The 18205-nt window shown below is 69.2% G+C and carries 16 protein-coding genes; 11 read left to right on the top strand and 5 right to left on the bottom strand.

Annotated features, from left to right (window positions below):
• Window positions 1–16 precede the first annotated feature (16 nt).
• Window positions 17–691, top strand: a complete 675-nt coding sequence (locus tag AC4D16_RS02375; protein WP_490953808.1) for an ATP-dependent Clp protease proteolytic subunit — start codon at window positions 17–19, stop codon at window positions 689–691.
• A 124-nt stretch (window positions 692–815) separates the two neighbouring features.
• Complete coding sequence (gene clpX / locus AC4D16_RS02370; RefSeq protein ID WP_490949046.1) at window positions 816–2108, top strand: ATP-dependent Clp protease ATP-binding subunit ClpX; 1293 nt, start codon at window positions 816–818, stop codon at window positions 2106–2108.
• A 58-nt stretch (window positions 2109–2166) separates the two neighbouring features.
• On the opposite strand, the gene AC4D16_RS02365 is transcribed toward clpX, so the two are convergent.
• Window positions 2167–3630 (bottom strand): glyceraldehyde-3-phosphate dehydrogenase, encoded by a 1464-nt coding sequence (locus AC4D16_RS02365; RefSeq protein WP_490953807.1) that lies wholly within the window; start codon window positions 3628–3630, stop codon window positions 2167–2169.
• Window positions 3631–3876: 246 nt separating this feature from the next.
• On the opposite strand from AC4D16_RS02365, the gene AC4D16_RS02360 reads away from it, so the two are divergent.
• Window positions 3877–4503 (top strand): mycothiol-dependent nitroreductase Rv2466c family protein, encoded by a 627-nt coding sequence (locus AC4D16_RS02360; protein ID WP_490953806.1) that lies wholly within the window; start codon window positions 3877–3879, stop codon window positions 4501–4503.
• 69 nt (window positions 4504–4572) lie between these two features.
• Here AC4D16_RS02360 and valS read toward each other — a convergent pair whose 3' ends face one another.
• Both valS and AC4D16_RS02350 read right to left on the bottom strand, forming a co-directional pair.
• Window positions 4573–7203, bottom strand: coding sequence for a valine--tRNA ligase (valS, locus tag AC4D16_RS02355; RefSeq protein WP_490953805.1), 2631 nt, complete (start codon window positions 7201–7203; stop codon window positions 4573–4575).
• Between the two features lie 98 nt (window positions 7204–7301).
• The gene (locus AC4D16_RS02350; RefSeq protein ID WP_490953804.1) at window positions 7302–7943 is read right to left on the bottom strand and encodes a class I SAM-dependent methyltransferase; all 642 of its coding nucleotides are present in this window, start codon (window positions 7941–7943) and stop codon (window positions 7302–7304) included.
• Between the two features lie 71 nt (window positions 7944–8014).
• Between AC4D16_RS02350 and AC4D16_RS02345 the strand changes: the two genes are divergently transcribed.
• The 4 genes from AC4D16_RS02345 to AC4D16_RS02330 all read left to right on the top strand — a co-directional run bounded on the left by AC4D16_RS02345 (window position 8015) and on the right by AC4D16_RS02330 (window position 10671).
• Entirely contained in the window at window positions 8015–8806 is a 792-nt protein-coding gene (locus AC4D16_RS02345) for an SDR family oxidoreductase (RefSeq protein WP_490949051.1), read from the top strand.
• Window positions 8807–8840: 34 nt separating this feature from the next.
• Window positions 8841–9833 (top strand): diacylglycerol/lipid kinase family protein, encoded by a 993-nt coding sequence (locus tag AC4D16_RS02340; RefSeq protein ID WP_490953803.1) that lies wholly within the window; start codon window positions 8841–8843, stop codon window positions 9831–9833.
• 77 nt (window positions 9834–9910) lie between these two features.
• A complete protein-coding gene (locus AC4D16_RS02335; RefSeq protein ID WP_490949053.1) occupies window positions 9911–10360 on the top strand; it encodes a hypothetical protein in 450 nt (149 codons plus the stop codon).
• Window positions 10357–10671, top strand: coding sequence for a winged helix-turn-helix domain-containing protein (locus AC4D16_RS02330; protein WP_334210184.1), 315 nt, complete (start codon window positions 10357–10359; stop codon window positions 10669–10671). Before AC4D16_RS02335 ends, AC4D16_RS02330 begins: the two co-directional genes overlap by 4 nt.
• A gap of 4 nt (window positions 10672–10675) precedes the next feature.
• On the opposite strand, the gene AC4D16_RS02325 is transcribed toward AC4D16_RS02330, so the two are convergent.
• Both AC4D16_RS02325 and AC4D16_RS02320 read right to left on the bottom strand, forming a co-directional pair.
• Window positions 10676–12004, bottom strand: coding sequence for a cytochrome P450 (locus AC4D16_RS02325; RefSeq protein WP_490953802.1), 1329 nt, complete (start codon window positions 12002–12004; stop codon window positions 10676–10678).
• A 216-nt stretch (window positions 12005–12220) separates the two neighbouring features.
• A complete protein-coding gene (locus tag AC4D16_RS02320; protein ID WP_490949055.1) occupies window positions 12221–12415 on the bottom strand; it encodes a hypothetical protein in 195 nt (64 codons plus the stop codon).
• Between AC4D16_RS02320 and ileS the strand changes: the two genes are divergently transcribed.
• From ileS to ndk, 4 genes are all read left to right on the top strand, one after another.
• Window positions 12414–15710: an isoleucine--tRNA ligase gene (ileS, locus tag AC4D16_RS02315; RefSeq protein ID WP_490953801.1), complete on the top strand. Its 3297-nt coding sequence runs from the start codon at window positions 12414–12416 to the stop codon at window positions 15708–15710. The two genes, AC4D16_RS02320 and ileS, sit on opposite strands and share 2 nt — an antisense overlap.
• Before the next feature lie 73 nt (window positions 15711–15783).
• Complete coding sequence (locus tag AC4D16_RS02310) at window positions 15784–17187, top strand: bifunctional folylpolyglutamate synthase/dihydrofolate synthase (RefSeq protein WP_490954655.1); 1404 nt, start codon at window positions 15784–15786, stop codon at window positions 17185–17187.
• A gap of 9 nt (window positions 17188–17196) precedes the next feature.
• On the top strand, window positions 17197–17640 hold the full coding sequence (locus AC4D16_RS02305; protein ID WP_490949057.1) for a DUF4233 domain-containing protein: 444 nt from the start codon (window positions 17197–17199) through the stop codon (window positions 17638–17640).
• Between the two features lie 82 nt (window positions 17641–17722).
• On the top strand, window positions 17723–18139 hold the full coding sequence (gene ndk, locus AC4D16_RS02300; protein WP_490953800.1) for a nucleoside-diphosphate kinase: 417 nt from the start codon (window positions 17723–17725) through the stop codon (window positions 18137–18139).
• The last annotated feature ends 66 nt before the right edge of the window (window positions 18140–18205 follow it).

The following is an 18205-nucleotide window of genomic DNA, read 5'->3' as shown; positions in this document are numbered from 1 at the left end:
TCCCACAGGAGACACCATGAATCACGAGTTCCACGCAGCCGCGGGTTCCACGGCGAACAACCTTCCCACCAGCCGCTACATCCTTCCCCAGTTCGAGGAGCGCACGCCCTACGGCTTCAAGCGCCAGGACCCGTACACCAAGCTGTTCGAGGACCGCATCATCTTCCTCGGCACCCAGGTGGACGACGCCTCCGCAGATGACGTCATGGCACAGCTGCTCGTCCTCGAGTCGACCGATCCGGAGCGCGACATCACGCTCTACATCAACTCGCCCGGTGGATCCTTCACGGCCATGACGGCCATCTACGACACCATGCAGTTCATCCGTCCCGAGGTGCAGACCGTGTGCCTCGGCCAGGCCGCCAGCGCGGCGGCCGTCCTGCTCGCTGCCGGTGCGCCGGGTAAGCGCCTGGCGCTGCCGAACGCCCGTGTCCTGATCCACCAGCCCGCCCTCTCCGGCGGCCAAGGCGGTCAGGCCTCGGACCTCGAGATCCAGGCCAACGAGGTCATGCGCATGCGCACCTGGCTCGAGGACACGCTGGCCCTGCACTCGGGCCGCGAGTCGTCGCAGGTCAGCATCGACATCGAGCGCGACAAGATCCTCACCGCCGCCGACGCCGTGGCCTACGGCCTGGTCGACGAGGTGCTGAACTCGCGGAAGATCACCCCGCCGAAGATCAACACCCCGTAGGGGTCGAGCCCGACCGACATGCCCGTGGTGCCGCTCGGCACCACGGGCATTTTGATACTGGCCACGCGGGGCAGGTGGCCTAGAGTAGATGTAGCAATCGCGTAATACCTAAGGGGATTGATCCATGGCTCGCATCGGTGAGAGCACTGATCTGCTCAAGTGCTCCTTCTGCGGGAAGAGCCAGAAGCAGGTCCGCAAGTTGATTGCCGGTCCCGGTGTCTACATCTGCGACGAGTGCATCGACCTGTGCAACGAGATCATCGAGGAGGAACTCTCCGAGGTCGCTGATCTCGGGACGTTCGAACTCCCGAAGCCCCGTGAGATCTTCGACTTCCTCCAGGAGTACGTCGTGGGTCAGGAGCCGGCGAAGCGCTCGCTCGCGGTCGCCGTCTACAACCACTACAAGCGTATCCAGTCGGGTCACGGCCCGCGCACGTCCGGGACGCTGGCCGACGCCGCGGAGTCCGAGGACGTCGAGATCGCGAAGTCGAACATCCTCCTCATCGGGCCCACGGGGTGCGGTAAGACCTACCTCGCCCAGACCCTGGCGCGTCGGCTGAACGTACCGTTCGCCGTCGCGGACGCCACGGCGCTCACGGAGGCCGGCTACGTCGGCGAAGACGTCGAGAACATCCTGCTCAAGCTCATCCAGGCTGCTGACTACGACGTCAAGAAGGCCGAGCAGGGCATCATCTACATCGACGAGATCGACAAGATCTCCCGCAAGAGCGAGAACCCGTCGATCACGCGTGACGTCTCCGGTGAGGGAGTGCAGCAGGCGCTCCTGAAGATCCTCGAGGGAACGGTGGCGTCCGTGCCGCCGCAGGGCGGACGGAAGCACCCCCACCAGGAGTTCATCCAGATCGACACCACGAACGTCCTGTTCATCGTTGCAGGCGCTTTCGCGGGTCTCGAGGAGATCATCGGGTCCCGTGCGGGGCGGAAGGGCATCGGGTTCGGTGCGCCGCTCAGCTCGCTCAAGAACGAGGAGGTGAGCTACGGCGACGTGATGCCGGAGGACCTGCTGAAGTTCGGTCTCATCCCGGAGTTCATCGGTCGTCTGCCCGTGATCACCACCGTGACGCATCTGGACCGGGCCGCGCTCATGCAGATCCTCACGGAACCCAAGAACGCGCTGATGAAGCAGTACCAGAAGATGTTCATGATCGACGGCGTGGAGCTCGAGTTCGAGCCACGGGCCCTCGAGGCGATCGCGGACCTCGCGCTCGAGCGCGGCACGGGCGCCCGCGGCCTCCGGGCGATCATGGAGGAAGTACTCCTCCCGGTGATGTTCGACCTCCCGAGCCGCGAGGACGTCGCCACCGTGGTAATCACGGACGACGTCGTGGCGAAGCGCGCCGAACCGACGCTCATCTCGCACGAAGTGGTTGCCAAGCGCCGGACGAAGTCCGCCTGACACGCTGCAGGACGATGGCCCGGCCGGAAGGCCGGGCCATTTTCATGCCCCGTGCGGATCAGCCGATCGCGTCCGTCGTCGCCGGCGGGTAGGACGGCGGGTGGACCGCCGCCATCTCCTCCATGACCCGGACCACCTGGCAGCTGTACCCGAACTCGTTGTCGTACCAGACGTACAGCACAAGGTGCAGGCCGTCGGCGATGGTCGCGAGCCCGTCCACGATCCCTGCTCGGCGGGAGCCGACGAAGTCGGTCGAGACGACCTCCGGGCTGTCGATGTAGTCCACCTGCTTGCGCATGTCCGAGTGCAGCGAGATCTCCCGGAGGTAGGTGTTGACCTCCTCCTTCGTGGCCGCCGTATCGAGCGTGAGGTTGAGGATCGCGATCGAGACGTCCGGCGTCGGGACGCGGATGGAACTGCCGGTGAGCTTGCCGGCCAGCTCCGGGAGCGCCTTCGCGACGGCCGTCGCGGCACCCGTCTCGGTGAGCACCATGTTCAGGGCGGCCGAGCGCCCGCGGCGGTCGCCCCGGTGGAAGTTGTCGATCAGGTTCTGGTCGTTGGTGAAGGAGTGCACGGTCTCCACATGGCCGTGGACGACACCGAAGCGGTCGTTGATCGCCTTCAGGACGGGCGTGATCGCGTTGGTGGTGCACGAGGCGGCCGTGATGATGCGGTCCTCGGCGTCGATGGAGCGGTGGTTGATGCCGTGCACGATGTTCTTCAAGGCGCCCTTCCCCGGGGCGGTGAGCAGTACCTTCGCGATGCCGGGGCTCTGCAGGTGGCGCGACAGGCCTTCCTCGTCACGCCAGCGGCCGGTGTTGTCCACCACGAGGGCGTCGTGGATGCCGTAGGAGGTGTAGTCCACGGTGGCGGGATCGTCCGAGTAGATGACCTGGATGCGGATACCGTTCGCCGTGATCGTGTTCGACTCCTCGTCCACCCGGATGGTCCCCTCGAAGGGGCCGTGCACCGAGTCGCGGCGAAGCAGGCTCGCGCGCTTGGCGAGGTCGTTGTCTGATCCCCTGCGCACCACGACCGCCCGTAGCCGCAGGCCGTGCCCAGCGCCCGCCTTCTCGATGAGCAGCCGGGCGACCAGACGCCCGATGCGCCCGAATCCGTACAGCACCACGTCGGTGCTGCTGCGCGGATCGCGGCCGCCCTGTCCCACGATCTCCGCGAGCTCCTCGCGGAGGAAATCCTCGAGGCTGCGGCCGCCCGCCGCGCGATCGTAGGCGAGACGCAAGCGCCCGATGTCGATGGCGGCGGCTCCGAGGTCCAGTTCGGTCAGGATCCGCAGCATGGGGGCGGTGTCCTCGAGGCGGAGCTCCTCGGTGGTGATGCGACGGGCGAAGCGGTGCGCCTTGAGGATGCTCATGGTCGACTTGTTGATGAGGCTGCGCCCGTGGATGCTGGTCACCACGTTGTTGGTGCGGTACAGGCGCCCGATCAGCGGGATCATGCCCTCCGCGAGCTCCTCGCGTTCGAGCCAGTCCTCGTGTGTCTCGGTCCCATGGTGCTGCACGGCGGCGCCCCTTCCAGCGCCTCGTGGGCGCTCTGTCGGTCAGCCGGGCATGACGCAGGATGCGCCAGGCGTCATCGGCTGGTCGTGTGCTCCCATTACATCGTGTCGTCGAGCCGCGGACCAATCCGAGCCCCCGCTCGGAGCCGACGGGAATCGCGGCGCGACGTGATCGGACGGAATAGGACCGCGATGTGACGGGTTGCACGGGGAAGTCACCCCGACCGTCCCACGAAGAAGGAGCTCCGTATGAGCGAGTCCACCGCCGCACGTCCGACCGAGAAGGCCGATTTCTGGTTCGACCCCCTCTGCCCCTTCGCGTGGATCACCTCGCGCTGGATCGGCGAGGTGGAGCAGGTCCGCAACATCACCGTGGACTGGCACGTCATGAGCCTGTCCGTCCTGAACGAGGGCCGCGACCTGCCCGAGGAGTACCAGGCGGTCATGCAGAAGGGCTGGGGCCCGGTCCGTGTCATCGTCGCGGCCAGTGAGCTCCACGGGTCCGACGTGATCAAGATGCTGTACGACGCCATGGGCACGCGGATCCACGTCCGTCAGAACAAGGACTTCGACGTCGTCATCCGCGAGTCCCTCGAGGAGGTGGGGCTGCCCGCCGAGCTCGCCGCCCACGCGCACTCGGACGAGTACGACACCCAGCTGCGCGCCTCGCACCAGGACGGCATCGACCGTGTCGGCGACGAGGTGGGCACGCCTGTCGTCGCCTTCAACGGCACGGCGTTCTTCGGGCCGGTCCTGACGAGGATCCCGCGCGGCGAGGAGGCGGGTCGTATCTTCGATGGCGCCGTCCTGCTGGCCGAGTTCCCCGACTTCTTCGAGCTGAAGCGTTCGAGGACCAAGAGCCCGTCCTTCGACTGAGCCCTGCCCGCTGACAGCGAAGGGACCCGCCGGCCGGCGGGTCCCTTCGTCGTTCAGGGATCGATCCGGTTATTCCACGGGCTGCGGCACCAGATCCACCGCTGACACCGCCAGCGGGCCCTCGCCCTCGTCGAGGCGGAGGTCGCGGGTGTTCCCGGCGGCGAGGAGGTCGGCGAGACCTGCGCGGAGCTGCGCCACCTGTGCGGGGGAGGCAGTGACGACGGCGGTCCTCACCTCGGTCCGCTGCTTGACCTTCGCCTCCGACTTCGCCTTCCGGATCCCTCCCAGAGCCAGCGCCACCGAGGTCAGGACCTCGGGGTCGGCCGCGCCGGACAGCTCCGCCAACCCGTCCGACGTCGGCCACGCGGCCTGGTGCACGGAATCCTCGCGCCACCAGCTCCAGACCTCCTCGGTCGCGAACGGGAGGAACGGTGCGAAGAGGCGCAGGAGGGCGTCGAGCGTCATCGCGAGCGTGGTCTGCACGGACTCGGTGCCGGCGTCGTCCGCGGCCCCGTAGGCGCGGTCCTTCACGAGCTCCACGTAGTCGTCCGTGAACGTCCAGAAGAAGGATTCCGTGAGCTGCAGGGCGCGCGCGTAGTCGTACTTCTCGAACGCGGCGGTGGCCTGCTCGGTGACCGTGCGGAGCTGCGCGAGGAGTGACAGGTCGAGGGCATCGGCGACGCGATCGAGCGACCCCTCACCGATCGATGCCTCCGTGACGCCGAGGTTCAGCACGAACTTCGACGCGTTGAGGAGCTTGATCGCGAGCCGGCGCCCGATCTTCATCTGGTTGACCTCGTACGCGGTGTCCGCGCCGAGCTTCGCCGAGGCCGCCCAGTAGCGGACGGCGTCCGCCCCGAACTGCTCGAGGACGTCCGTGGGGACCACCACGTTGCCCTTCGACTTCGACATCTTCTTGCGGTCCGGATCGAGGATCCAGCCCGAGAGCGCGGCGTGCTTCCACGGGATCGAGTCCTGGAGCGCATCGGCGCGGACCGCGGTGGAGAACAGCCAGGTACGGATGATGTCGTGGCCCTGGGGGCGGAGGTCGAACGGGAAGACCTTGCCGAACAGTTCCTCGTCCCGCGCCCAGCCGCCCACGATCTGCGGCGTCAGGGACGAGGTGGCCCAGGTGTCCAGCACGTCGGCGTCGCCGATGAACCCGCCTGGCTGGTTGCGTGAGGACTCCTCGAAGCCGGGCGCCGGATCGGCCGCGGGGTCCACCGGGAGGGTCTCGAGGGCGGGGACGATCGGCGTGTCGTACTCGGGCTCGCCGTCGGCGTCGAGCCGGTACCAGACCGGCACGGGCACACCGAAGAACCGCTGCCGGGAGACGAGCCAGTCGCCGTTGAGGCCCTCTATCCAGTTCTCGTAGCGCGAGCGCATGAAGGCGGGGTGGAACTGGATCTCGCGGCCGCGCTCGATCAGCGCCTGCCGCTTGCCGGCGTCGCGCCCGCCGTTGCGGATGTACCACTGGCGGCTCGTGACCACCTCGAGAGGCTTGTCGCCCTTCTCGTAGAAGTTGACCGGGTGCATGATCTTCTTCGGTTCGCCGTCGAGGTCGCCGCTCTCGCGGAGCATCGTGACGACGGCCTCCTTGGCACTGAAGATGGTCTTGCCCGCGAGCTGCGCGTAGTTCCCGCGTGCTCGATCCGTGTCGATCCACTCCGGGTTCTCCGAGCGGAGGCGGCCGTCGCGGCCCACGATCGCGCGGGTGGGCAGCTGCAGCTCCCGCCACCAGATGACGTCGGTGAGGTCGCCGAACGTGCAGATCATCGCGATCCCGCTGCCCTTGTCCGGCTTCGCGAGCGGGTGCGCCATGACCTCGACCTCGACGTCGAACAGCGGCGAGCGCACTGCGGTGCCGAAGAGCGGCTTGTAGCGCTCGTCGTCGGGGTGCGCCACGAGTGCCACGCAGGCGGGCAGGAGCTCGGGTCGCGTGGTCTCGATGTGGACGAGGCTGCCGTCCGCTCGGTGGAACGCGATGCGGTGGTAGGCGCCGGGCTGCTCGCGGTCCTCGAGCTCTGCCTGGGCGACGGCGGTCCTGAAGGTGACGTCCCACAGCGTGGGTGCCTCGGCGAGGTACGCGTCACCGGCGGCGAGGTTCTCGAGGAAGGCTCGCTGCGAGGCGGCGCGTGAGGTGTCGTCGATGGTGCGGTAGGTCAGGTCCCAGTCGACCGACAGCCCGAGCGTGCTGAAGAGGTTCTCGAAGACCAGCTCGTCCTCGACGGCGAGCTCCTCGCAGAGCTCGATGAAGTTCTTCCGCGAGACGGCGTCGAAATCGCGCTGGTTCTTGGCGGGCTCGGCCGGAGGGCGGTAGTCGGCGTCGTAGGGGACCGAGGGATCGCAGCGGACGCCGTAGTAGTTCTGCACGCGGCGTTCGGTGGGCAGGCCGTTGTCGTCCCAGCCCATCGGGTAGAAGACGTTGGCGCCCTGCATGCGCTTGAAGCGGGCCATCACGTCGGTCTGCGTGTAGGAGAACATGTGCCCCACGTGGAGCGAGCCGGAGGCCGTGGGCGGGGGAGTGTCGATCGAGTACACCTGCTCGCGCGTGGTGTCGCGGTCGAAGGTGTAGGTCCCGTGCTCACGCCACTGCCGTGAGAGCCGGTCCTCGAGGCCCTCGAGAGCCGGCTTGTCGGGAACGGAGACGGGACGGGAGGAGGGTGAGGGCGTGTCTGTGCCCTGGAAGGTGTCAGCCATGGCTCCATTGTTCCCTACGCCGGAGGTGGGGGAGTGTTCCCTGCGGAACGCGGAGGACGTGCACCGACGACGCCGTCAGCTCGCCGGGAGGGCAGGCCTCAGGGACGCCGTCCGGCCCGGATCTGCAGATGTCCGCCCCGGGCGGAGGAGGACAGCACGTCGGTGCACTCCTGCTCGACGGCGTCCCACGGGTGGGCGGAGATGTCGGCCCCGCCGAGCCGGCAGGCCAGGCGGGCGGCCGGTAGCGCCCAGCGGTAGGGCGCGTCGGGGTCCTTCATGTCGACGACGCCCACGGTCCCACCGGGCGCCGTCAGTTCCAGCATCGCGTCCCACGCAGCCCGCCACGGCGTCATGAGCGAGAGCGTGTAGGTGGCGAGGGCGGCGTCGCACTGTGTACGCCCACCGCGGTCCCTGATGAGCTGCCGAACCTCGGCACCATCCAGCGCCGTGGCGTCCGCCTCGATCAGGACCACGTTGTGCCAGCCCTGGCGGTCGGCGCGACGCCGGGCCCGCAGCAGCATCTGAGGGCTGCGGTCGATGCCGATGATCAGCCCGTCCCGCCCGACGTCACGTTGGATCAGCGGGAAGTTCAGGCCGGTGCCGCATCCGAGATCGAGGACCTGCTGGCCGGGACGGAGCCCGAGGGCTGCCACCCCGCGCAGCCGCCCGGCGCGGTACACGGGATACTCACCCGACACGAGGTCGTAGAACGGTGCGATCCCGGCGTACCTGTCCGTCATGGTCCCCAGCCTAGGCGAGGGCAGGAGTGAGGATCCTGCCCGTCCGGTGCGCCTGTGGCTACAGTGGCCCCATGAGCCAGACGCACCCCCTCGGAGCCCCTGCCCACCCCGCACCCGAGCGGCTGCGCGCCGTCGTGACCGGCGCGAGTTCCGGTATCGGTGCCGCCACCGTCCGCGCCCTCCGCCGTAGCGGCTGGGACGTCGTCGCCGCGGCCCGTCGGATGGACAGGCTGCAGGCGCTCGCCGAGGAGACCGGGGCCACGCCCATGGTGCTCGACGTGACGGACCAGTCATCGGTCGACACCTTCGTGGCGGAGGTCGTGGCGGCAAGACCCGTGCACGCGCTGGTGAACAATGCCGGGGGCGCGTTCGGCGCTGACCGAGTCGCCGACGGCGTCACCGCCGACTGGCAGTGGATGTACGACGTCAACGTGGTCGGATCGCTGCGCATGACCCGGGCGCTGCTGCCGGCGCTGCGGGGCGGTGGCCAGGGCAGCGTGCTGTTCCTGACCTCGACGGCCGCCATGGCCGCCTACGAGGGCGGGGCGGGGTACTGCGGCGTCAAGGCGGCGCAGCAGTCCATGGCGCGGTCCCTCCGGCTCGAGGAGGCGGAGCACAACATCCGCGTGATCGAGGTGTCCCCGGGCATGGTGCGAACCGAGGAGTTCTCGCTCAATCGCCTGGGCGGTGACAAGGGGGCCGCCGACAAGGTGTACGAGGGTGTCGAGTACCCGCTGACCGCGGATGACGTCGCCGAGGCCGTCGCGTTCACGCTCAACGCCCCGCACCACATGAACATCGACCAGTTGGTGCTCCGGCCGCTCGCGCAGGCGGCCAACCACAAGGTCCTTCGCTCGAGCTGACGTGCGCGTCCGCCGATCGCGACGGGCAGCCGGCATGTCCGTCCCAGCCGGCACAGCCGCCCCAGACGTCCCAGCCGCCGGCGGCCCGGCCGAGCCCGGTGCTTCCCGCGCGTCCCCTTCCGAGGCACTGCTCGCCCCCGGTCGGCGGGCCCTCCTGCTCGTCAACCCGTCGGCCGGCCGCGGACGAGCAGCGCGCCTGGGTCCGGCCGCCGAGCGCGCGCTGCGTCGTCCGGGCGTCGACGTCTCGGTCGTCGTCACGCACTCACTCGATGAGGCACAGGAGCGGGCCGGGGCCGCTCCCGCCGGGAGCCTCGTCGCCGCCCTCGGCGGTGACGGTTTCCTCGGCGCCGCCGCTGCGGGGGCCCACCGGTCCGGAGCCGTGCTCCTGCCCTTGGCGGGGGGACGGGGCAACGACACCGTGAGGCGCCTCGGGCTGCCCCTGAGCCCGGTACGGGCGATCGGGCAGGTGCTGGACTACGGAGTCATCGACATCGACCTCGGCATGGTCGACGGGCGCGTGTTCCTCGGCGTGGCCCATGTGGGACTCGACGCCCTCGCGAACGAGTACGGGAACTCGGCCCGTGTGGGTCTCGGCCCCTTCGTCTACCTGTACGGCGGGCTGAAGGCGCTCCGCGCGTGGCGGGACGTGACCTTCACCCTCGACGTCGACGGCGATGTGCGCTCCTTCCCGGGTTGGGCCGTCGCCGTGGGGAACACGGGTCAGTACGGCGGCGGGCTGCGGATCTGTCCCGACGCGAGGGTCGACGACGGTCTGCTCGAAGTCGTCGCGCTCGGGGAGTCCTCCGCTGCGCGCGTCGTGGCGACCTTCCTGCGCGCCTACCGGGGCGCCCATCTCGGCGTCGGCACCGTGCACGCCTCACGCGCGCGGCGCGTCGCCCTCGCCGCCGACAGGCCCTTGAACGTCTACGCGGACGGCGAGCTGGTCGGTCCGCTACCGGCCGTGGTGACGCTGCTGCCGAAGGCGCTGAAGGTCCTCCTACCCGTAGGTTCCGCCGCGCTGCGATAACTCTGAGAAAGTACTTGCCAAAGTGGAAAGTAGTTGCAAGAGTGGAGGCACCGGTTCCTCCTACGAAAGGCTTCCCCATGAGCGAGACGACGAACACCAGCGGACTCGGTGCGAGCGAGGCGCGCGCACTGCTCGACCAGGCGGATCAGGTCGGTGCCAGTGTGCGGTCCGGCGCGGGCTGGCCGCAGATCGCGACGTTGCTCGGACTCGGTGCAGTCTCCTCCGTCGGTGTCATCGCCCTGACCCTCGCCGCGCGGGTACCCGGCACGCCGATGGTCCTGCCGATCGTCGCGATGATGGCGTGGATCATCATCTTCTCCACGATGGGCCTGGTGTTCGGCCGGACCAGCAAGCGGGGCTTCGGAGCGCGCTGGGGGCTGTACATCGGCGCGTGGGCCGTGCTCTGGACCGTCGCGATGCTCGTCGGCGGAACCTACTTCCAGGGCGACCTCTGGTTCGCCGGGGTCATGGCGGCGCTGCTCACGGTCACGACGACGGCGGGTGCCTGGTACGAGGCACGGCGATGAGTGCGCAGGACACCCCGGCCCACCCCCGCCACCAGCTCGACGACACGCTGGGCCATCCGGTGAGGTTCTCCCTGATGGCTGCCCTCGCGCAGACCGATGAGATCGACTTCGCCACCCTGAGGGACCACCTGCAGGTCTCCGACTCCGTCCTCAGCAAGCAGGTGACCGCCCTCGAGGCGGTCGGCTACGTGAGGGTCCGCAAGGGCTTCATCGGCAAGCGTCCGCGGACCTGGCTCAAGCCGACGAAGGAGGGCGGGACGGCGTGGCGCAGCCACCTGGCCGCGCTGCGCGAGATCGCCGGGGACTTCTGAGCGGTCAGGGTCTCGGCGACACGGCCAGCGTCACGCCGTAGTTGTCCATGGTGCCGGGTAGCGGAGCGTCGGGATGGAGCGGCTGCCCCTTCTCGATGGTGAAGTCGTGGCCGTCTACGAGCGCGGCGAGAGCAGCACTCGTCACGAGTAGCACCAACTGCTTCCCCGGACAGACGACCGGCCCGCCGCTGAACGGGACCAGCGGCCAGCCGTCGTCCTCGTTCGTCATCCACCGCTTCGGCGCCCATGCATGGGCGGCCCGCAGCGAGCGGTCGTCCCGGTGGAAGTAGGGCGCGTAGAGCAGGACGCCGCAGTCGGCGGGCATCGTCCCGTGGGGCCACTCCACCGGACGGGTCGTCTGACGCAGGATCATCGGGGTGGTGGGCCAGAGCCGCAGCGCTTCGAGGATCGATGCGCGGAGGTAGGGCAGGAAGCGGCCGCCCGACGTGTCGGCGTCGAGTTCGGCCCGCGCGGTGGCCATCGCCTCCGGGTGCGTGGCGAGCACGGTCAGGGCGCGGAAGGTCGCCATGCCCGCGGGGTCGAAGGCGAAGAGCCACTGCGGCACCTGGTTCGCGGGCTCGACGCCGTCGGCCTTCGGGGCGGCCGCCATGACGGCGGCGAGGCTCCCCGGCTCCGCGTGAGCGAGCTCCTCGGCGATCCTGTGCAGGAACCGGGCGCGCGTCCTGGAGCGCACCGGCTTCAGGAAGGCCCAGTTGCCGTCCTTCCGCAGCCGGATCACCATCGCGGTGAGTTCCTTGTCGTCCCGCGCATGGTCGCCGAAGACCACGCGCCGCACCACGCGGTACCACGCGTCGAGGAAGTCGCCCCAGGGCAGCGCTCCCGTGTGCGAGGCATCCGCGAGGAGCTGCTGCATCTCCTCCTCCACCACCGGCAGGAAACGGTCCGCGAGGTGGTGCACGGGGTGGTCGGTGTCGAGGACCTGTTCCTGCAGGGCGCGCCGGACCGTCCTGACGGGCCCACGGCTGATCAGGACGTTGTGGGGCTGGAAGTGCGAGAGCGCGGCCTTCTTCTCGCTACTGGCCGGCGAGAAGGGTTCCGGCGACTGGTCCAGCACGGTGTTCGCGTCCCCGGGCGCGAGCACGATCGCCTGTTTCCGCACCGGCAGCTTCAGCATCAGCGGCCCCTCCGGGTACTTCGCGTGCACCTTCTTCACGATGCCGACGGCCTTCGTGTCGAGTTCGAGGCGTGCCACGAGTCCGACCGCCCACGGGCGCCGGATGATCGGCCCCTTCGCGATGGTCGGCAGCATGACCCCCAGGAGGAGGCGGGCGGTGTCCAGCGACGAGGCGGTGGGAAGAGTCGAGGTCTGCATGCTCCCCACCCTTCCGCGTGGATGCCGCCACCACAACGGCACGCCCGGCCACCTCCCCGCGCCCCGGGCGGACGCCCGATGTGCAACCGGCACTTTTCGACAACCGTTTCGGGGCGGGGATAGACTGCAGGCACCAGCGTGGACCCGGCCATCACCGGTGAGCTTCCGGAAGAACGTCCGTCCCGGCGGACCAGTAGAACCGGACGGGGAGGCCCGTCACAGCCTGCGAACGAGCGGCAGCCCCGCCCCGACCGCGACGAGCGGTACGGCGGCGACGGCGGCAAGTGAGGTGGTACCGCGGGTCCAGGACCTCCGCGACCGGACAGGCAACCGGTCGGGGTGGAACAGGTACCCGTCCTCACGGCAGGACTCCTGCACCACCCACGCCGCCGCACACAGGATGAGAACCATGCCGCAGATCTACCCCCGAGCCACGTCCGACGACGCCGCGACGCCGTCACAGGGCGCCACCGCCTCCCCCCGCTTCCCCGAGCTCGAGGAGCGCGTGCTCCGCTACTGGCAGCAGGACGGCACCTTCCAGGCCTCCATCGACCAGCGGGACGCCGGCACGGACGGCTCCAACGAGTTCGTCTTCTACGACGGCCCCCCGTTCGCCAACGGCCTCCCGCACTACGGTCACCTCCTCACCGGATACGCCAAGGACCTCGTGGGGCGCTACCAGACCCAGCGCGGCCGCCGCGTGGAGCGCCGCTTCGGGTGGGACACCCACGGGCTGCCCGCCGAACTCGAGGCGATGAAGCAGCTGGGGATGACCGACAAGCAGCAGATCGTCGCCATGGGCATCGACGCCTTCAACGACGCCGCACGCGCCTCCGTCATGAAGTACGCGGGGGAGTGGCGGGACTACGTGACCCGCCAGGCACGCTGGGTGGACTTCGACAACGACTACAAGACGCTGAACCCCGAGTACATGGAGTCCGTCCTCTGGGCGTTCAAGACGCTCCACGAGAAGGGCCTCACCTACAACGGCTACCGCGTGCTGCCGTACTGCTGGAACGACGAGACCCCGCTGTCCAACCACGAGCTGCGCATGGACGAGGACGTCTACCAGGACCGTCAGGACCAGACCGTCACCGTGACCTTCCCGCTCCTCGCGGGCGAATCAGCCCTGTCGCAGCAGCTCGCCGGCGTCCAGGCGCTCGCCTGGACCACCACGCCGTGGACCCTGCCCACCAACGCGGCGCTCGCCGTCGGGCCCCACATCACCTACGCCGTCGTCGAGGGCGAGCGTGACTCGGTGAGCGAGCGGTACCTGATCGCCGAGAACCTGCTCGGGAACTACGCCAAGGACCTCGGGTTCGCCGACGCTGCCGCGGCACGGGACGCCGTCGTCTCCCGCCACCTCGGCAGCGAGCTGGAAGGGCTCACCTACGAGCCCCTCTGGGACTACCTCGCCGATCCGGAGGAGGGCGGCTACCGCAACGCCTTCCGGATCCTCGTGGCGGACTACGTCACGACGACGGACGGCACCGGGCTGGTGCACCAGGCGCCCGCCTACGGCGAGGAGGACCAGAAGGTCTGCGAGGACGCCGGCATCCAGGTGATCCTCTCCGTCGACGAGGGCGCGAAGTTCCTGCCCGTGTTCGGCCGCGGACCGCTGGCCGAGATCGTGGGCCTGCAGGTCTTCGAGGCCAACAGGATCATCACGCGCGTCCTGAAGTCCGAGGGCCGTCTTGTCCGCCAGGCCAGCTACGTGCACAGCTACCCGCACTGCTGGCGCTGCCGCAACCCGCTGATCTACCGCGCCGTGTCCTCCTGGTACGTCGAGGTGACGAAGATTCGGGACCGCATGGTCGAGCTCAACCAGGACATCACCTGGATCCCCGGCAACGTCAAGGACGGCCAGTTCGGCACCTGGCTCTCGAACGCACGCGACTGGTCCATCAGCCGCAACCGTTTCTGGGGCAGCCCCATCCCGGTGTGGCAGTCGGACGACCCCGAGTACCCGCGCACCGACGTGTACGGCTCGCTGGCCGAGCTGAAGGCCGACTTCGGCCGCCTGCCGGTGAACAAGCAGGGCGAAGTGGACCTCCACCGCCCCTTCATCGACGAGCTCACGCGCCCCAACCCGGACGACCCCACGGGCCGGTCCACCATGCGCCGCGTCGAGGACGTCCTGGACGTCTGGTTCGACTCCGGTTCCATGCCCTACGGCCAGGTGCACTACCCGTTCGAGAACGAGCAGTGGTTCGACACCCACAATCCCGCTGATTTCATCGTCGAGTACATCGGGCAGACACGCGGCTGGTTCTACATGCTGCACATCCTGTCCACGGCGCTCTTCGACCGGCCGGCGTTCCGCAACGTCATCAGCCACGGGATCGTGCTCGGCTCGGACGGGCAGAAGATGTCCAAGAGCCTCCGCAACTACCCGGACGTGTCCGAGGTGTTCGATCGCGACGGCTCCGACGCCATGCGCTGGTTCCTCATGGCCTCGCCGATCCTCCGCGGCGGGAACCTCGTGGTCACCGAGCAGGGTATCCGTGACGGCGTACGCCAGGTCATCCTGCCCCTGTGGAACGTCTGGCACTTCTTCGGCCTGTACACCAACGCGGCGAGCGGCGGGCAGGGGTACGAGGCGAAGACGGTCACGGCCGAGGCCGCGGCACAGCTCCCTGAACCCATCGACCGCTACATCCTCGCCAACACGGGCAACCTGGTGCGTGACCTCACGGTGTCCTTGGACGCCTTCACCATCAGCGACGCCTGCGAATCGCTGCGCCGCTACCTGGACACGCTCACCAACTGGTACGTCCGGCGGAGCCGCCAGCGGTTCTTCGAGGAGGACACGGACGCGTTCGACGTCCTCTACACGTGCCTCGAGGCCGTCTGCCGCGTCGCCGCACCGCTGCTGCCGCTCGTGACCGAGGAGATCTGGCGCGGCCTGACCGGCGGCCGATCGGTGCACCTCACCGACTGGCCGGACACGTCGTCGTTCCCGGCAGCCCCCGAGCTCGTGGAGCAGATGGACCGCACCCGCCAGGTGTGCTCGGTCGGATCGAGCCTGCGGAAGGCCGCGAACCTGCGGGTGCGCCTGCCGCTGCGCGAGCTCACCGTCGTCGCGCCCGGTGTCGAGGGCCTCGCGGGCCAGTTCCAGGCGATCATCGCCGACGAGCTGAACCTGAAGGGCGTGCGCCTCGTGGACTCGGCCGATGCCGAGCCCGCCGAGTTCGGCATCTCCCAGCGGCTCGTGGTCAACGCACGCGCCGCCGGTCCGCGCCTCGGGAAGACCGTGCAGGCCGCCATCAAGGCCGCCAAGTCGGGGGACTGGCGGGTCGACGACGACGGCGGCGTGACCGCGGGCGGCCTCGCCCTCGAGCCGCACGAGTACACGCTCGATACCGTGGTGGAGGGCAACGACGCCGCGTCGAAGGCCGTGACCGTCCTGCCGGGCGGCGGCTTCCTGGTGCTCGACACCGAGGTCACCCCCGAGCTCGCGGCCGAAGGAACGGCCAGGGACGCGATCCGTGCGATCCAGCAGGCCCGCCGGGACGCCGATCTCGACATCAGCGACCGCATCGTCACGCACGTCGTCGCCACGCCCGACCAGGCTGCCGCCCTCGAGGCGAACACCGGTCTCATCAACGCCGAGACGCTGACGGTGGAGCTCTCCATCGAGGCCGTCGAGGGAACCGACAGGGACTTCAGCATCACCGTCCGGAAGCAGGAGCAGCAGAATGGATGACAGGAACGACCACGAGGACACGGACGACATGGACGGCACCGAGGACATGGACGGCATGGACGGCACCGAGGACATGGACGGGGCCGCAGGGAGCGATTCCGAGCCCGAGTCGTCGTACGTCCCCCGCGTGGACCCCTTCGCCGTGGAGAGCGTCTACGCCGAGCTGCTGAGCCGCGCGCCGGAGCACCGGATGGAGCCGCGCATGGCGCCGCTGCGCCGCGTCATGGAGATCCTCGGGGAGCCCAACAGGGCGTTCCCGATCATCCACATCACCGGGACCAACGGCAAGACGTCCACGGCACGCATGATCGAGAGCATCCTGCTGGCGCACGACCTCCGGACCGGGCGCTTCACCAGCCCCCACCTCTCCAAGGTCACCGAGCGCATCAGCATCGACGGCGAGCCCGTTACCGACGCGACCTTCGTGCGGGTCTGGGACGAGATCAAGCCCTACCTGGACATCGTCGACGGCGAGCTGCTCGTGGCCGGCGAACCGCGCCTGACCTACTTCGAGTGCCTGACCATCCTGGCCTTCGCGATCTTCGCCGACGAGCCGATCGACGTCGGGGTCATCGAGGTGGGACTGGGCGGCATCACCGACGCCACGAACGTCGGGGACGGGCAGGTCGCCGTCGTCACGCCCATCAGCCTCGACCACACGGAGCTGCTCGGCGACACCGTCGAGGACATCGCCCTCGAGAAGGCGGGGATCATCAAGCCGGGCGCCTTCCTGGTCAGCGCCATCCAGCCCCGTGACGCCGCGCAGGTGTTGCTCGAGCGCGCGCGTGAGGTCGGTGCCGAGTTCCGCTTCGAAGGTGTCGAGTTCGGCGTCGAGTCGCGGACGGTCGCCGTCGGCGGGCAGGTCGTGTCGCTGACGGGCCTCGCCGGCCGGTACGGGGAGCTGCTCGTGCCGCTGCACGGCGAGCATCAGGCGGAGAACGCGGCCCTCGCCGTGGCCGCCGTCGAGGCGTTCCTCGGGGGCGGGGAGCGGGAGCTGGACACGACGCTCGTCCGTAACGGACTGCGCGCCGTGACCTCGCCCGGCCGCCTGGAAGTGGTGCGCACAGCCCCGAGCATCATCGTCGACGCCGCCCACAACCCTGCCGGGGCCCGCGCCGCCGCGCGCGGCATCACTGAGGCCTTCGACTTCACGCGGCTCGTCCTCGTGATCGGCGCCCTGCAGGACAAGGACGCCGCGGGCATGCTCGCCGAGCTGCACGAGGAACTCGGCGGCATCCTGTCCGACGTCTGCCTGACGCAGTCCACCTCGCCGCGGTCCGTCCCCGCCGCCGATCTCCTGCAGGCCGCCCTGTCCGCGGGCTTCGCGGAGGAGAACATCACCATCCTCCCCGGACTCGACGACGCGCTCGAGTGGGCGGTCATGAAGGCCGAGGAGAACAATGACCTCGCGGGCGGCATCCTCGTCACGGGCTCCATCACGGTGGTCGGGGAAGCCCGCACGCTCCTAGGGAAGTAGGCGGTCACGATGGCACGCAAGGAACGACGCCTCACGAAGGCGCAGCGTGAGTGGAGGCCGGGGATGCCGAAGAAGCGCCGGTCCACGAAGGTGATGTTCGCCTCCACGGTCCTGCTGCTCGAAGCGTTCGTCGTCTTCTTCGCCACCCTGACCGTGTTCGGTCTGCGGCGGGACGAGATCGACCCCGCCCTCATCCTCACGTGCGGTCTCGTGCTGAGCGTGGTGCTGGTCCTCACCTGCGCCGTCGTCACCAAGCCCTGGGGGATCGGCCTCGGGTGGGTGCTGCAGCTCGTGATCATCGCCGGCGGGTTCCTCGAACCGGCCATGTTCGTCGTCGGGCTCGCATTCGCGATCACCTGGTTCTACGGCATCCGGCAGGGCATGCGCGTGGACCGCGAGAACGTGGAGCGGGACCGCCTGCAGGCGGAGTGGGAGAAGGCGAACCCCGAGTAGCGGCGGTTTAGTAGAGTCGGAGGCGAGACCACCCGTCACGATCACGCGCCGCCCACGGCGGCGCCCACCCCAGGAGCACCCCATGAGCGTTGAGCGCACCCTTGTCCTCGTCAAGCCCGACGGCGTGTCCCGCGGCCTGACCGGCACCATCCTGTCGCGCATCGAGGCGAAGGGCTACACCCTCGCCGAGCTGCAGCGGGTGCACGCCACCCGCGAGGTGCTGGAGCAGCACTACGCGGAGCACGTGGGCAAGCCGTTCTTCGAGCCGCTCGTCGAGTTCATGCTCAGCGGACCGATCGTCGCCGCGGTCTTCGAGGGCCAGCGCGTCATCGAGGGATTCCGCTCGCTCGCGGGAACCACGGAGCCGACGACGGCGGCACCCGGCACCATCCGCGGGGACTTCGGCCGCGACTGGGGCGTCACGGTGCAGCAGAACCTGGTGCACGGTTCCGATTCGGCCGAGTCGGCTGAGCGCGAGATCGGCATCTGGTTCGCCTGATCGCGCCACCCGTTCGCTGCTTCTTCCTGCTAGCCGTGTGCCCCGGGCAACTGTTTTGGTAGGGTC

The sequence above is a fragment of the Arthrobacter sp. TJ-236 genome, from assembly GCF_058269235.1.
Note: the sequence above shows the minus strand (reverse complement) of the source record. Positions and strands in the feature narration are given on the sequence as shown.